This is a genomic window from Acinetobacter corruptisaponis, from assembly GCF_030053775.1.
Classification (GTDB): Bacteria; Pseudomonadota; Gammaproteobacteria; order Pseudomonadales; family Moraxellaceae; genus Acinetobacter; species Acinetobacter corruptisaponis.
In genome coordinates this window covers 3,276,129-3,292,192 of record NZ_CP125669.1, presented here as the reverse complement: position 1 = coordinate 3,292,192, position 16,064 = coordinate 3,276,129, and the positions used below count along the sequence as shown (strand labels likewise).

Here is a 16,064-nt window from a genome sequence, read left to right as displayed (position 1 = left end):
TGCCAGCCTTATAACCCCATCTTTATAAAGTTATAAGGCTGGCTGATTATTATGGGGTGAGAATCGCTTCCTTAGATAAATATTACTCTTATTCTGATAGACCAAAATCTGGAATTTAGGCATAAAAAAACCACATCGGGGATATGATGTGGCGAAAGGGTGAATTACGTTATAAAAAGTACCTATCCTGAATAAATACCTTTAAATTTCTATACTAACTTTTTGCAATGTTATTGAGCAGTTCAGGCTCCAGCATAAAGAAGTCCCGTCCAAAGTTTTCCAAAGGAATGTCTGAAACATTGATGTGGTATTCAATGTCACCATTTAAAAAACTCTGCGACTTTTGTATGGAACGCTCCCAACCAAATCCCTTTCCACATTGCCTTAATAAATATTGATAGACTTTTGCATCATTAACCCTTAACAAGAATGCGTTATCCGATAACTGCTGTATCGAGACATTTTGTGAATATTGCACATCAATCATGATCCACTCCTTAGAATAAATGACCAAGTGAATAACAGTTATCATTATGCATAATTGGTTTTATTTCAACCATAAACTCATATTTTTCTATAACTATTAAAGGGTTAATGAGGATTTCTGACATAAAAAAACCACATCGGGGATGATGTGGCGAAAAATGTCACTGTATGGATACAGAGTTATCAGATGCTTAGGCTAATTGTTTCTGCTTAAATCAAACTGAATTATTGAAAAAATTCCAATCCACAAATTATTGAGTCTTTCATCTTTATCCAGCTATAACACTTGCTTATATTTCAATCATTAACCCCCTTATTTATAGATTTAGATGTCAATTTTCAATATTTATGCTATGATGCCCGTTCATATATGGGGGTGTTATTGGCTTCGACGCTGGTGATGAAGCTCATAGATGCATGCCGAGAGCGCATTTTCTCTCGTAAATAAAATTTGCATTTTAATAGTCGCAAACGACGAAACTTACGCTCTAGCTGCCTAAGGGCAGCTTGTCCGCTTCACTGAATACTTGTGGTCAGTGAACCCGACCGAAGCGCACGCACACAAGTCCGTATAAAGTCAAGCCTCGGGGCTTTATACCAAACTTAGAGGATCGCGCCTTGTACCCTGTTCGTCGGGTCGCTTGGTGTTAAAACAATAGACGATATCTAAGCATGTAGTATTCTCGAGTGTAGTGCTGGCGGACGCGGGTTCAACTCCCGCCACCTCCACCAAATGCCTAAATTTATATGCCGACATATACTGACATATAAATCCAAAAGCCTTAGCTAGCAATAGTTAGGGCTTTTTTCTTGCCTACTCACAGCGATTCATAAAGACCTATAGTATTGTTTGTTGTGTATAGTAGCATGTATAGTCTGAGTTACACACTTTTTCACTATACACGCCATTATGAAAAGAACCGCTATCAAACGCTTTCCAATGAATGACACGGTATTAGCAGCCCTTGAACCTGAATCGAAAGAATATCGGGTGAATGATGGTGATAATCTTTACTTTGCCGTGCATCATAAGGGCAACAAACGCTGGGACTTTAGATACAAGAATCCAGTAACTCAAAAATGGGACTGGATGGGCTTAGGGGCATATCCTCAAACAAGTGGCAAATTGGCAAGGGAAAAGGCGGTTGAAATAAGAAAGTTGCTTGCCGATGGTATTAACCCAAAAGAACACAGAGAAGCACAAAAACAAGCCTTGTTAAATAGTGATCAATTTAGTTTTAAAAGTTTGGCAATTGAGTACTGTAATAGCAAGACGTGGACAAATGAAACAAGAATTAGAAATGAGGGTGCATTAAAAAATCATGTGTACCCATCTATGGGTAATCGTGACTATAGAAAAGTCACTAAAAAAGAATGGTTGGATTTAATCAAAACCATTCAGGAAAAACCACACCCAAAAACAGGCAAGCCGATTGTTGAGATGGGCAACCGTGTAAGAGGATTGTGCAAAGACATTTATGATTTAGCGGAAGTAACAGAGCGAATTGAATTTAACCCATTATCGGGCATTGAAAAGTTTATAGAGAAGCATAAAAAGCAGAATATGCTTCATGTAAAAGCTGAGGAATTACCTGATTTATTAAGGTCTATTCGTGCATTCAAGGGGAGGCAAACATCCATAGGCTTGCAATTATCGATCATGTTTGGATGTCGCCCAAACGAGATGAGAAACGCCGTATGGGATGAATTTGACTTGGAAAAAGCAATATGGACTATCCCAGCACACCGTATGAAAAAACGGATTGAACATACTATCCCCTTGTGTACTCAGGCATTAGCTTTGCTTAGTGAGTTAAAAACCTACAGTAGAAATAGCCCTTATTTGTTTCGTGGTCGTTCTAAGTCAGATCAACCTATTTCAAACAACACTTTTGGTAAGGCACTCAAGGATATGGGTTACGCTGGTAAGCAAACACCACACGGCTTTAGGCATATTATGAGCACAGCATTGCGCGAGAAAGGCTTTCAAAGGGATTGGGTCGAATCAGCCCTAGCGCATAAAGTTGGTGGTGTAGAGGGGGTTTACAACAAAGCGGTTTATCTACAGCAGCGCAAAAGCATGATGCAACTATGGGCGGATTATTTAGATGACTTGGTAAGCGGTGTAACGATACAGACAACAAAAAATGAGCAGCCACTGGATAATCTAGCAAGCAAGTTAAAACTTTCTCCTGAACAAACTGAATTGCTCAAGGGATTATTTGAAATCACCATCATTGATAATGAATTTGAAAGTGAGACAGCAGCATAATGTCATATATCAATGTTAAACAAGCAATAAACATAATTCAGAAAGAAACAAAGCAGCGATGCAATGAATTTACCTTATTGCATTACATTGCGAACAATCAAATAGATATTTTCATAGACAATGAAATACATGGATTTCATATTTGTCGCGTAGGATTACATGGTTACGAATGTGATGATGATTGGGTAGCGTATAGTATTGATACGAATTACAAAGGGGCACTTAAATTAAGCACAGAAGAAAATGAGGTAAGCACAAGAATTATTGCCCTCAATGAATCAATGGATGTAATAGAGGTTTACAAGGTTCATAGTGATTTACAGTATGTTTTACTTGCTTCAAAACTTGATACCAATACAGATGAAGCGATAAAGGCATTGGCATATAGTTCAGGAGACATCATCGAACTTCCATATATTAATCAAAAACTAGGAATTGGGCGACCAATATCAAAAGATGATTTATTATTTGATGTGAGGCAAATTGAAAGCCTTGGTTTAAAACCAATTATTCAAGAGTTTTCCAATACTCATAAACGGAATCTAGCGACTAGAATTAACAAGACTGTAGGTACTGAAATTTGTGGTCATATTCATGCCATTGATATAAACAAACCACTAACAAATGTGCGAGTAGCTGAAATTGCCAGTTCCATATTTGAGACGCTTGGTATAAAAATTGAAATAGAGACGATTACCAATAGATGGAATTGGAAGAATAAAAACGCAAAAAAGAATAAAAAATAAACAACCAGAACATGTATTACGGAAAATGTATTCTCGTAATACATGTTAATATTTTTCAGATTCATCAATATTCATCTCACATTAAACAAATATATGAGATGAATATCATGCAAATTACCCCCATTAGATTAATTAAACGTGACGCAGCTAAATTGCTCGGCTTATCTGTAGATGGATTAAATAAGCTCGCAGCAAAAGACCCGTTATTCCCAAAACCCTACAAAACATCAGATGCTCGTCAAGCCCATGTTTATTTCGACTATGCTGATTTATTAGCTTGGCATAACACACAGAAAGCCAATGCAGTGATGGAGGTATAAGGAAAAATGAGGAGTAAGAAAGGAGAAGAAATCATGCACATTGGTTTTGGTTTACGTTTGAACAATATCATCATCAAACGAATAGAGAAAAATGACAGTTTCAAAGATTTTGAGGATGGTAAAAGGATTAGAATTTTCTTAGAAACAGAAAGAGATATTGCACCCCACACATACGCCCTTTCACTTGAACAAGCCAAACAACTCAATAAACAATTGACAGAAGAATTAGCGCTTCTTTAAGTCCCCAAATAAAAAAACCTAGCGAGTACCAGTCGCTAGGTTTTTCATACTCACTAAAAGGCTTTCTAAATGAGTACAATTTGCTTGAACGGTAATTATAGTACTTTTTCTCTTAATCAACTTGAATGTTTGTATGACGGTTTTGATCCAGCATCAAGTGCTGGATTAGATTATTATGGCAATGACAATGCTTTAGAAGATCAATTGACTAAAGAACTTGACGATCTATTGTTGTCTTGTGAAAAAGAAACAGCTTTCACTACAATTACAACGACTAGCACAAACGAAGAAATACGTGCTGTTAATGCTGATCTTCAACGCCGCCATAAAAATAATGTTAAACAATTAGAAACGGCGGAACGAAATAAAATTTGTAATATCAAGTATTACAACCGTTTATCTATGAAGAACGCAGGTATTACAATAAAAGCTTGCATTGATTTTATTGACGTTAAATTTGAAACGGCGAAGCCATTCAACAGAAGCGTTATCAAAAAGTATCTAACAGAAAAAACAGGAATCAGGCACTTCATTAAAACAGTTGGCGAATCAGATGACGTTTTAAGAGATGAGGAAAGTAACAACCTTAACGACAATATCGGTACGGCGTTTGTTATTCGTTTGCATGATGTGAAGAACCTCAAAGCGTTGACTGAACGATTAAGCATCTTGAAATATTACAATTTAAGCTTAAATGTCGCCGATCTTGAAATTGTAAGAATTGAAAGAGCCATTGATTTTTCTAACGCACCGCATTTCATGCGTATTGCTTTATTGAAAGCTGTGCAGCTATCAAAAGCAGAAAATTGTCGCTTTTACAACAAGAGCGCCTTTTTTCCCAAAAAAGAGAAAACAGGCGGAATATTCAGCATCTTTAACAACTTTAATGATGTTAGAGACGGCAATACGATCTATATCAATAACAAAGATGATGACCACTATTATCGCATCTATTTCAAAACAACAGACTTCAACAAGCGGCCCCTCAAAGTTGAAGATCACAGAGTGAGGTTTGAAGAAAATTATTCAGGAAGCGCCTTGCTTCAATTGAATGACGGTAGAACAGTTACAATACGAGACATTGAGACAGTAATTAAAGCAATGTCAAAAGCATTGATCTTTACCCGATTGCGTGATGACGCTCTCCCATACTTCAAAAGTGCATACAGAGATATTGCAAAACCCTACGGCTTAGAAAGAGAAAGCGTATCAGTTGATAAATACAGGGTTAAAAAACGCCGAGACAAATACGGTAATGAGACAAGGTTATTAAAATATTTAGAAACTCACATTGAATTTAATCAAGTTATCGCAAAGGTGCAGCATAAATTAGCAGAGAAGTTTAAGGTTAAAAATTAATCAAAAATCGTAAATTTATCCCCGTTTTTTATTTTTCAAAAACATGCTCTAAGCTTTATACGGTAATGCTTAAAGCATGTTTTGAATGATCTTGTCTGCCTAATAGCTTATATACCTTAATAACCACATTCGCTTAAAAATATCTAAAATGCCGTCCTTTAAACTTAATAATCGAAATAAACAATTGAAAAACCAAAACAATAGCTTAAATTTTAAACATTATAAGTCAGCACTTATATAACTTTAGATGATAGATTCGTAATTCAAGTTTAAACACACATATACAAGACTTAAAGGTAAAGCGATGAACGTTCAACAAATTTCAGAAGATCAATTTACAACACTAGCAATAGACTTAGCAGATAGAACAGACACTCAAACTTTAGATTTAGGCGGAGTGTTAATTCTGAAAGCCAATGACGGTAAAGTTTTGATTCAATCTGCTTTCGATAGCAAATATTTATTGATCACACAAAACTAATCCAAAAAAGAATGAAGTCCTAGGAAAAACGAACTTCGCTTTAGGGATTGCGTATAAATCGATTGATCATTTTTATGATTACCCTTGTCCCGACCTTTTCTAAATTCATCTCAGGAAAAGGCTAGGTCAAAAAATTTTTGGGTGAATTTTTTGAAAAGGCTTGTTCAAGTTGCGAAGCGCATTCAAATATAGCTACAGAAGCTCACAGAATGCGTTTAGAGCGCGATTAAAGTTTAAATAATAAAAGGGGGAGACAGCTATAGACCACCTGTTAGCTAAATCAACAGCGTACTCCAAATTTACTTTAAGCTAGTCAACTAAAATTTTGATCATAAAATCTCTATCAGCATCCAATGCTTTCAACCATTCTTTGAGTTCAATAGCATCAATTCGTCGATCTAAATTTTCTACTTTGGCAATGTATTGCTGTGGTTTATCTAATTTTGAAGCGAGTTCAACTTGAGTCACGTTTTTTGACTTTCGGTAGCTCACGATTTCTTCAATGAGAACTTGATAGGCAGGATTGTGGATTGAGCGCATGACAAGAATATCAAGCAGGAAACATAATACACCAACTTGGTGTATTATTCCTTTTCCACACCTAAAATTCTGAGTGTTAATTTAATAAATAAGGTTTTCCAATATGAAAAAACTTCTACTAGCTACTCTATTTTTTATTAGCTCTAATGTTATGGCTAACAATCATGTTGCTGATGATTGTGATACTTATGGAGATTTTGCAGAGTCAGTAATGCACGCTAGACAATACAAAACAAAAACTAAACAACAGTTAATGGATCTCTCGACAAAAGTAATTTTAAAAGAAAAGAAAAATGCAAATAACTACAGAGTAGCCATATCAATGATTGATACGGCTTATAAAACACCAATTGAAAAAAATAATGATGATAAAAATATGGTCATCAGATTATTCTCATATACATATTGGAAAGCTTGCAATAATCAAGTTCAAAAATAACTTTACTCGTATTACAACAAAGGGCGATCAAGATGCCCTTTCATCAACATTCAACACAACCTAGCTTTTGACTCTCCGAGTCTCATACCATTCACATAATTCTTGACGATCAAAATACACGGCAGCTCTTTGTGATGTACCCATTTTTATCGGGCATGGAAATATAGTAAAGTATTCATTTTGAAATATCACCTTTTGAGTTCAATTCCAAAAGATGAAAATATAGCCCAAAATATTGAAGTACTTTTTGCTAGAAAAACATGTAACAAATACGACTTTGTATAGTGTGTTGTATAGTGGTGAAGAACATTAAATAATTATTTATTTTAATTCAATAACATGAACTCATAGTTCAGTAGTCGCCACCCCACCAAATACCTAAATTTATATGCTATCACATGATGGTATATAAAAGAAAAAGGCTTAAGCTATAATGGTTTAAGCCTTTTTTCTTATCTGTAAAAAATTATTAGGCAATATGTTCAACGATTCACATCATTAGCAAATAATTGAATTATTTAACTAAAAAAGCTGATGAATAGATTGCAACGACAGAAAATGACGTACTTTTTAAAGTAATAATCTGTTATATAGCAAGTATAATTTATAATCGTTTTGTTAAGTCTAGGTTGGCTTCCGAAAGTCTGATACCCAATCGGATTGGCTTAACTATTTTATTGGGATGTTATGGGAGGCTAATAATAAAATGGCAACATTAAAAGAACTGCATAATTTGAGAGGAAGCCCTGACTTCACACACTGGAATACTGTTAAGTTATTTTCTATTGCTGAGGCTAGTTTATTAACTGCTGGGCTTGAACCTTGCGAATATAATCATCTTGCTGATTATGAGCTTCGCCAAAAATTACTTAATGACAAGCCTATAAATTGGCAACATGCTCTAATGTTAATAAGGTCATTGATAGAGGCTCTTTGCACACAAGAAATTAAATCGCCATTAATACGAATTGAGCGTCTGGATTACAATAGCTGTTGGAGCGAAACAATAGAGCAAGCTAAAATTAGCCTTGATGATACTGGCTCAATAATTGCAAATGAAACGAAAATTCATCGGGAAGAACTCTTTAAATGGCTTAAAAAAAATGGCTATTTTGAGCAACCTCAAAAAAATAGTACTACTGCTCAACAAGTCACACATCAACAACCAGAACCAGCACAATATAACAATGTAATCTTATTACCCGAACAGCCTTATACCACTCCACCACTTGAAGCACTGCACGGGGTTATAAATGAGTTTTGGATTAATTATGACCCTGATAAAAATCAACCACCACCCAAACAGGATACTGTAGCAAGTTGGATAAAGGCAAATTACCCAGATGTACAAGGTAAAGAATTATGTGTCTATATAGATAAAATTTGCCGTCACCCCAAAGTTAAAACAGGCGGCAATACTAAGCTAAACCCATCCAACAATATGAAAGACACCACTCCAAAAAAACAATAAAAATCATAATTTTGCTTTGGGGGTATGGCAATTTTTTGAATTTGCTATGCCCCCTTTACTTATTCCTGACCCCAATATCTTTTTGCTTTTATTAATTCCGTTAAATATCACTAAACGGAGCAAAATAAATGCAACCCATCCGAATTACCTACAACCAAGCATGTGAACTTTTAAATATCAATCCTGATACTTTACGCTTGCTCGTTCAACAAGATTCATCATTCCCACGCCCTATCAAATACCATACTCACCGTCAATCCTCTGTGTACTTCGACTATGCCAACTTATTGACATGGCATAATGTACAGGAGCTAAAAAAATTAAATATTTCGAATGCAAATTTTTCGGAATTAATCAGAATTATTTGCAAAATTTATGCTTACTCAGCAAAACAAGAAGCGTATGAAGAATTAAATCTTTTGCACTTGCAAGCAAAAATTCAGAAAGCAATTGGGTCATTTCACGGTAGGGGTTTAAATCAGCATAAATCCACAATGAAATATTTAAATCAAAAAATATCGAAATGTGAGGAAGATTTACAGCTAAAACTTTGGGAAAATATAGGGGAGTAAAACTGTGATGCGTATAAAAAACCCAAAGACCAAATAAACCTCATGTCAGATTTAAATAAAAAAACTCGGATTAATAAGTCCGAGTTTTTTGGAAATAATCATCTATTTAAGTTAATGCGGTGCTGGCCCACCTGTAATCTGCTTCGGTTTGGGACTCATCCAGATCAGGGCACTGGCAAAGATAAATACAATCGCCAAAATCATAAACACATGGTTGGCTGAAATGGTAATTGCCTCTTTATCAACGAGATTCGCAATCACACCTAAGGTCGCATCAGGAGAGAAACCATTTTGCAGCAAGGTATTCTGCACTTCCTGTGGATGTAAGGTATTCACCATTTCACTACGTGCCACTTTGGCATGATCATCCCAAATTGTCACCGCAATTGATGCACCAATCGCCCCTGCCATGGTTCTTAGGAAGTTCATCAGACCTGCGGCAGATGCCATTTCCTGTGGCAGCACCGAACCCATGGCAATATTCGACAGTGGAATAAAGAAGAATGGCACTGCAAAGCCCTGTAAAATCTGCGGCCAGGCCAATGCCATGAAGTCGGCATCGGTCACCCAGAATGCACGCATGACCGTGACAATACCCAACAAGGCCAAACCAAAACTCGCCAATGCCCGTGGATCATATTTGGTTGCCAGTTTTGCCACAATCGGTGACATGGTTAGACTACCAAAACCCATCGTGGCGGTGAGATAGCCTGCCCATGTTGCGGTATAACCAAGATTGATCTGTAGCCACTGAGGAATAAGCACAATACTGCCAAAGAATGAACCAAAGCCAAAGGCCAGTGCCAACACGGAAACCGCAAAGCCCCGATGTCGAAATACATATAAATTAACAACGGGGTGCTTATCAGTCAGTTCCCAAATCATAAAGACAATAAAGCCAACCACCGCCACCAAGGCAAGCATGATAATACTCGTACTATTAAACCAGTCGCGTTCATGTCCAAGGTCAAGCATGAGCTGCAAGGCACCAATCCATAGCACCAATAGCCCCAAACCAACCGCATCAATCCGCAATTTTTCAGTTTTGGTTTCAGCCACAGACAATAGGCGAATTGCAGCCAGGGCACAGAAAATCCCCACAGGAATATTGATAAAGAAAATCCAGTGCCAGGATAAATTATCACTAATCAGGCCACCGAGAATCGGCCCCAGGATTGGCCCAACCACGGTGGTCATGGCCCACATGCCCATCGCCTGTGAATGCTTTTCAGGTGGGAAAATTCGCATGAGCAAGGTTTGGCTCAGTGGCATTAACGGGCCACCGCAAAGCCCTTGTCCAATACGGAAAAAAACCAGCATTTCCAGTGAGGTCGCCAAACCACAGAGGAATGAAAAGATGGTGAAACCAATCAGTCCAAAAACAAAGACCCGAACCGTTCCAAAACGCCCTGCCAGCCAGCCCGTTAAAGGTACACAGATGGCTTCCGCAACGGCATAGGAGGTAATGACCCATGTGCCCTGCGAGCTAGAAACAGCCAGATTGCCTGTAATATGTGGAACGGAAACGTTGGCGATAGTGGTATCCAGTACCACCATAAAATTTGAAAGTGCAATCACAAAAGCTGCAAGTAGTAATCGCCCGCCACTGAGTTCTGCAAAAGGTGTTTGCGTTTTCATGGCTGTTTACTTCGATGCAAGATCAATATCCGCCTGCATCGACAAGCCCACTCGCAATGGATGTTCTGCAAGTTCTTTAGGATCAAGGCTAATGCGCACAGGCAAACGCTGCACCACCTTAATCCAGTTGCCTGTCGCATTCTGGGCTGGAATCAAGGCGAATGCCGCACCTGTGCCGCCTGAGAAACCCTGTACCACGCCGTGATAGACCACATCATCACCATATAGATCAGAGGTTAAGGTGACTTTCTGCCCTGCCTTGACTTTGGCAAGCTGGCTTTCTTTATAGTTGGCATCAACATAGAGTGCTGATACAGGCACCACCGACATCATCACCGTACCTGGTGCGACACGTTGCCCAATCTGAATATTCTTGCGCGTGATGACTCCATCCACTGGCGCGCGAATCACAGTGCGTTCCAGATCAAGCTGCGCCTGCTCCACATGCGCCTTTGCCACCAATACATCAGGCGTGGAGGCTTCGTTGAAGCCTTGAATCAATGCTTCATTGGCAGCCAATGTGCTTTCTGCCGCTTTACGACTTGATGTTGCCTGCGCCAAGCCTGCCTGTGCCAACTCAAGGCTAGCTTTGGCCGTAGATACCGCACTTTGTGCCTTGCTCAGTTCTTCTTTAGAAATCGCACCCGTTGCTGCCAGCTCATTACGGCGTTTGAGTTCCAATGCGGCACGGTCATAATCGGCCTGAGCTTTGGTGACCTGCGCCTGCGCGCTGGTGATTTCATCATTACGCACCACAACCTGAGAGTTCAGGGAACTACTGTTGGCCTGACTCTGTTTGTATTGACGCTGTGCCTTTGCCAGTTCAGCCTGTGCCTGCGCCAGTTGAATCTTGGCATCACGCTCATCAATACGAACCAGCACATCACCCTGCTTAACTTGCTGAGTATCCTTGACCAAAACTTCAGCCACCTGTCCACTGACCATTGAGGTAATCTGCGCGGTTTCCGCACCGACATAGGCATTGTCAGTATTGACCGAATGGTTGAAGAACATCGCCCAAATACCATACAGAATTGCTGCAAGAATGAGAATGAGCGCGAAAAATCCTAAAAACTTTTTACGTTTTGCTTTCATTGCATCATCTGCTGCCAAGTTTGAAGCAGCATCCTGTTGATTTGCCTGGGCGTCAGTCATAAGTTATTCCTGAAAATTAAAGAGACTTTTAACTTTTGGTTTAATCAGCCGATCAGTTTAATTTTAAAAACTTAACCGAATGTTAAAACAAAAGATCAAAATACAAACAAAAATCCAGAAAACATTCTAACGACAAAAAATCATATATCGAGAATAAAAAAAATAACTGATGCGTTCAATTCTCATATTTTGATAATTATTTTTTATATCAACCTTATTTCACATATAAAAAAAGCGTCCAATGACGCTTTAAATGTTTGCTCAATGCCCTAGTACGCATAAGAGGCAATTGCGGTTGCGATTGGCTTGTCTTCATCATTGACCATGGTCATGCGCATGGTACAGCCCTTACGCCCCAGACGTAATGTTTCAGCACGCGCAATAAAGAACTGGCCACGCCCTGGTGCCAGATAATCCACACGCATATCGACGGTTGCCAAACGGGAAACTTTTTTGATGGTATCAGGCAAATTCTCAGGGGTTGAATGACGATAAAGCTGTTCCATCGCGACAATCCCGCCAATACTATCGAGTATGGTTGCAGCCACCCCGCCATGCAGGATTTGAAAAGCCAGGTTCCCCACCAGCTCAGGCTTCATTTCCACATAGGCTTCAATCTGGTCATCGACCACACGCATCACCATGCCACTGTATTTAAAGAATGGACAGGCATTAAAGGATTTACAAAGTTGCTTTAACACCACAGCATGATCTACTTCCACACCCAACTGAATATTACCCGTCCAGTTTTTCTTTACATCATTCATACGCTGCCAACATCCAAAGGAACGATAAACATCCCATTATTTTGTACAAATCTAAAATTATGGGGCTACAATAGTGAGGTTTTTTCATTGGTTCAGGCTGCCAAGCTCTCCCCAGCATGCCTTAAATGAGCCAATTATTCCTATAGTGTAATACTGAACATCGAGATTGTTATGACTTATACGTTCAATCGTCCAGCTTTCCCTGCGACTCGCATGCGCCGTATCCGTAAAAATGACCAGCTCCGTGCCATGGTCAGCGAAACACAACTCACTGCTAATCACTTGATTTATCCAGTATTTGTACTACCAGGACAACAACAAAGCCAGGACATTCCAAGCATGCCAAATGTGCAGCGTCTGTCTGCCGATTTATTGCTCAAAAAGGCGGAAAGCCTGCTGGAACTTGGCGTATCCAAACTTGCCCTATTCCCCGTAACACCACAACAAGATAAAAGTTTAACCGCTGAAGCAGCCTGGCATGAAGATGGTCTGGTTCAAAACACCTGCCGCCTGCTTAAAAAAGAATTGCCTGAAATGGTGCTGATCACCGATGGCGCGCTTGACCCATACACCACACATGGTCAGGACGGTATTATTGATAATACAGGCTATGTACTGAATGATGAAACGGTGGAATGCCTGATCAAACAGGCACTCAGCCATGCCGCAGCAGGTGCGGATGTGGTCGCGCCAAGTGACATGATGGATGGGCGTATTGGTGCGATTCGTCAGACACTTGAACAAAATGGCTTTATCTATACCAACATCATGGCCTATTCAGCCAAATATGCATCCAGCTTTTATGGCCCATTCCGTGATGCAGTCGGTTCAGCCAGCAACCTCAAAGGTGGAAATAAATATAATTACCAGATGGATATAGGCAACCGTGCGGAAGCACTGCATGAAATCGCCCTTGATATTCAGGAGGGTGCAGACATGGTGATTGTAAAGCCTGGTATGCCATATCTGGATATTGTGCGTGAAGTCAAAGATACCTTTGGTGTTCCAACCTTTATTTATCAGGTCAGTGGTGAATATGCGATGCTTGCAGGCGCAATTCAAAATGGCTGGTTATCAGACAGTGTGATTTTAGAGTCCTTAATGTGCTGCCGTCGCGCAGGTGCTGATGGGATCTGGACCTATTTTGCAGAAGAAGCGGCACGTAAACTAAAAGAGATGAAATGATTGATCTGATTTTGGTATAAAACCTTATACTGAAATTGGATACTCGGAAACGTCATCCGCAATTGTTCGAGACAGGACAACATTAAAAGAATGGTGTTTCTGCGATTAACTAAACGAGTTGATGGCAAACAACGAGTTTTGCGGATGACAATGCCTTTGCTTACTTTGGGCGAAACCAAAGTAAGTCCAGCCGAAGGCTTATCCTGAAATATAATGAGAACTCGGCAAGACTCCGCCATGCATATCATTAATAGTAATTCTAAAATAGTTTAAATTAAGCTGAAATTAAACTATGACTTTGGTTTAGATTTTTATGCATATTGCCATCATTGGTGCAGGCATTAGTGGCTTAATGACTGCACTGGAGCTTGCTGAACAAGGCTGCTCAGTGGATATTTTTGATCAGCATCAAGCGGGTCAGGCTGCTTCATGGGCGGGTGGCGGTATCCTTTCCCCCATGTATCCGTGGCGATATGCGTCTGAAGTCAATCAACTCGCCCAATATGGCAAATCACTGTATCAAATGTGGAATGAAAAACTGCTGCCGATCACAGGCATTGATTTTCAAATCCACGATACGGGCATGCTGATTTTTGACCAAGAAGATTTTGCCACTGGGTTAAACTACGCAATCCAATTCAATGAGCCAATGCAGCAATGCGACCTGCTCAATCACAAACAACTTGAACAAGTTAATCCACATATTTCAACACAATTCCAGCAAGCCATTTATTTTCCCCAGCTTTCCAACGTTCGTAATCCACGTTTATTGCAATCGCTGATTGGCTATTTAAAACAGCATCCCTCCGTGCGTTTTTTTGAACATTGTCCCGTTGAAAAATTGATTATTCAAAATAAAAAAATACAAGGCATTCAACTAGAAGATAGCAGAAATCTCTTTGCCGATCATGTCGTGATTACATCAGGCGCATGGAGCCAGCACTGGGCAGAACAGGTACGACGAAAAATCCCTGTGCATCCTGTACAAGGCCAAATGTTGCTATTTAAAACGCCTGAAAATTGGTTGCCTACCATGTGTATGAATCGGGTGATGTACCTGATTCCACGTCAGGATGGCCATATCGTCTGTGGTTCCAGCATGGCGGATTGTGGCTTTAACACCGCAGTGGATGAGCAAACGCAGCAGGATATTTTAACGGCGTGTCTGGAAATGGTGCCTGAGCTGGAACAGTTCCCGATTGTGCAACGCTGGGCTGGGTTACGTCCAAGTTCGCCACACGGTATTCCGTATATTGGCGCAATGCCTGAAATTGAAAACCTGTGGGCCAATTTTGGACATTTCCGTAACGGGCTGTGTATGGGTGCGAGTTCGGCACGTTTACTGCGTCAGTTAATGCTAGGACAAAAAACCCTTGTTTCGCCAATCGCCTATTCACCAGAACGCTTAAAAAAACAGGATTTAATCTCTTCCTAAAATTTCGCTCAAGGCCGATTTTAGGTCAGGATACTGAAACTGGAAACCTTGGTCCAGCAATGCCTTAGACGCTACAAATTGACCATTTAGAATCAATTGGGATTGCTCACCCAAAGCCAGTTCAAAGACACATTTTGGCATTCGAATAAAAGGCTTACGTTTTAAAATCCGCCCTGTGACCTGAACAAATTTTTGCTGATTCGATTGCTCAGGCGCAACCAGATTATAAACCTTTTGCTTACTATTCGATTGCAGCAGAAAAACCATTGCATTGAGTACATCCTGAATATGAATCCAGACAACGGGCTGGCGTCCTGAACCAATCTTCCCTACCACATTTAAGCGAATGGGTAACAGCATTTGCGGTAAAATCCCTCCGTTTCCAAACACAACGCCCAATCGAATAATCCTGGTATTTTGCTGACTAAATTTCAGCGCGGCTTGTTCCCATGCCTGACAAAGTTCAGACATAAAAATTGTTTGAGGCGGTGTGTTTTCATCACAGATGGCAGTCCATTGTTCTTGTGGATCAATGCCATAATAGCCAATCGCTGAACCTGAAAGAATGCATTGCGGGAAAATCTGCTTTTGCTCCAGCCACTCATATAACCTTTGGGTCACAGAAACCCGACTTTCAATGAGTTGTTGCTTCCTCTGTTCTGTCCAGCGTTTTTGCCCAATATTTTCCCCTGCCAGATTGATCACATAATCAATCTGTTGGGAACTCATCTGTTCAAAGTCATTTACCCAAGTTAAATCTGGATGATCAGAAACTTTATTCTTTTGCCGAGTGAAAGCAATGACCTTGTATTGCCTTTCCAATAAAAATGGCAATAGATGGGAACCGATAAAACCACTGGCGCCCGTGACCAGGACAGTCAATTTTTGCATCACACAACCTTTATAAAATGATATGCATCCTAGTCTTGGCAAAATTGGCATGAATTACAAGTGAAGT

17 protein-coding genes and 1 other RNA gene are annotated in these 16,064 nt (G+C 39.7%); 12 read left to right on the top strand and 6 right to left on the bottom strand.

Annotation, left to right across the window (positions count from 1 at the left end):
- Nucleotides 1-214: 214 nt before the first annotated feature.
- Nucleotides 215-487 (bottom strand): hypothetical protein, encoded by a 273-nt coding sequence (locus QLH32_RS15685; protein ID WP_267980260.1) that lies wholly within the window; start codon nucleotides 485-487, stop codon nucleotides 215-217.
- A 371-nt stretch (nucleotides 488-858) separates the two neighbouring features.
- Here QLH32_RS15685 and ssrA point away from each other — a divergent pair.
- From ssrA to QLH32_RS15650, 7 genes are all read left to right on the top strand, one after another.
- Nucleotides 859-1,218: a transfer-messenger RNA gene (gene ssrA / locus QLH32_RS15680) on the top strand.
- A 178-nt stretch (nucleotides 1,219-1,396) separates the two neighbouring features.
- Nucleotides 1,397-2,758, top strand: coding sequence for a tyrosine-type recombinase/integrase (locus QLH32_RS15675; protein WP_283266975.1), 1,362 nt, complete (start codon nucleotides 1,397-1,399; stop codon nucleotides 2,756-2,758).
- On the top strand, nucleotides 2,758-3,504 hold the full coding sequence (locus QLH32_RS15670; RefSeq protein ID WP_283266974.1) for a hypothetical protein: 747 nt from the start codon (nucleotides 2,758-2,760) through the stop codon (nucleotides 3,502-3,504). The genes QLH32_RS15675 and QLH32_RS15670 overlap by 1 nt, the downstream gene beginning before the upstream one ends.
- Before the next feature lie 107 nt (nucleotides 3,505-3,611).
- Nucleotides 3,612-3,824: a transcriptional regulator gene (locus tag QLH32_RS15665; protein ID WP_432442289.1), complete on the top strand. Its 213-nt coding sequence runs from the start codon at nucleotides 3,612-3,614 to the stop codon at nucleotides 3,822-3,824.
- 33 nt (nucleotides 3,825-3,857) lie between these two features.
- Complete coding sequence (locus tag QLH32_RS15660; RefSeq protein ID WP_283266973.1) at nucleotides 3,858-4,064, top strand: hypothetical protein; 207 nt, start codon at nucleotides 3,858-3,860, stop codon at nucleotides 4,062-4,064.
- Between the two features lie 69 nt (nucleotides 4,065-4,133).
- Nucleotides 4,134-5,423, top strand: coding sequence for a hypothetical protein (locus tag QLH32_RS15655; protein WP_283266971.1), 1,290 nt, complete (start codon nucleotides 4,134-4,136; stop codon nucleotides 5,421-5,423).
- A 304-nt stretch (nucleotides 5,424-5,727) separates the two neighbouring features.
- A complete protein-coding gene (locus QLH32_RS15650) occupies nucleotides 5,728-5,904 on the top strand; it encodes a hypothetical protein (RefSeq protein ID WP_283266970.1) in 177 nt (58 codons plus the stop codon).
- Between the two features lie 309 nt (nucleotides 5,905-6,213).
- Here QLH32_RS15650 and QLH32_RS15645 read toward each other — a convergent pair whose 3' ends face one another.
- On the bottom strand, nucleotides 6,214-6,444 hold the full coding sequence (locus QLH32_RS15645) for a helix-turn-helix domain-containing protein (RefSeq protein WP_283266969.1): 231 nt from the start codon (nucleotides 6,442-6,444) through the stop codon (nucleotides 6,214-6,216).
- Between the two features lie 103 nt (nucleotides 6,445-6,547).
- On the opposite strand from QLH32_RS15645, the gene QLH32_RS15640 reads away from it, so the two are divergent.
- From QLH32_RS15640 to QLH32_RS15630, 3 genes are all read left to right on the top strand, one after another.
- On the top strand, nucleotides 6,548-6,883 hold the full coding sequence (locus tag QLH32_RS15640; RefSeq protein ID WP_283266968.1) for a hypothetical protein: 336 nt from the start codon (nucleotides 6,548-6,550) through the stop codon (nucleotides 6,881-6,883).
- Nucleotides 6,884-7,589: 706 nt separating this feature from the next.
- Entirely contained in the window at nucleotides 7,590-8,354 is a 765-nt protein-coding gene (locus QLH32_RS15635; protein WP_283266967.1) for a hypothetical protein, read from the top strand.
- A gap of 128 nt (nucleotides 8,355-8,482) precedes the next feature.
- Nucleotides 8,483-8,926, top strand: coding sequence for a hypothetical protein (locus tag QLH32_RS15630; RefSeq protein ID WP_283266965.1), 444 nt, complete (start codon nucleotides 8,483-8,485; stop codon nucleotides 8,924-8,926).
- Between the two features lie 111 nt (nucleotides 8,927-9,037).
- Here the strand turns inward: QLH32_RS15630 and QLH32_RS15625 are convergent, their stop codons facing one another.
- The 3 genes from QLH32_RS15625 to QLH32_RS15615 form a co-directional block, all read right to left on the bottom strand.
- Nucleotides 9,038-10,564 (bottom strand): DHA2 family efflux MFS transporter permease subunit, encoded by a 1,527-nt coding sequence (locus tag QLH32_RS15625; RefSeq protein ID WP_283266964.1) that lies wholly within the window; start codon nucleotides 10,562-10,564, stop codon nucleotides 9,038-9,040.
- Nucleotides 10,565-10,570: 6 nt separating this feature from the next.
- A complete protein-coding gene (locus tag QLH32_RS15620; protein ID WP_283266963.1) occupies nucleotides 10,571-11,719 on the bottom strand; it encodes an HlyD family efflux transporter periplasmic adaptor subunit in 1,149 nt (382 codons plus the stop codon).
- 269 nt (nucleotides 11,720-11,988) lie between these two features.
- Nucleotides 11,989-12,486: a thioesterase family protein gene (locus QLH32_RS15615; protein ID WP_267980254.1), complete on the bottom strand. Its 498-nt coding sequence runs from the start codon at nucleotides 12,484-12,486 to the stop codon at nucleotides 11,989-11,991.
- 171 nt (nucleotides 12,487-12,657) lie between these two features.
- Between QLH32_RS15615 and hemB the strand changes: the two genes are divergently transcribed.
- Nucleotides 12,658-13,671, top strand: a complete 1,014-nt coding sequence (hemB, locus tag QLH32_RS15610) for a porphobilinogen synthase (protein WP_283266962.1) — start codon at nucleotides 12,658-12,660, stop codon at nucleotides 13,669-13,671.
- Nucleotides 13,672-13,984: 313 nt separating this feature from the next.
- Complete coding sequence (thiO, locus tag QLH32_RS15605; protein ID WP_283266960.1) at nucleotides 13,985-15,106, top strand: glycine oxidase ThiO; 1,122 nt, start codon at nucleotides 13,985-13,987, stop codon at nucleotides 15,104-15,106.
- Here thiO and QLH32_RS15600 read toward each other — a convergent pair.
- Entirely contained in the window at nucleotides 15,092-15,997 is a 906-nt protein-coding gene (locus QLH32_RS15600) for a TIGR01777 family oxidoreductase (RefSeq protein ID WP_283266958.1), read from the bottom strand. The genes thiO and QLH32_RS15600 overlap by 15 nt on opposite strands.
- Nucleotides 15,998-16,064: the final 67 nt, after the last annotated feature.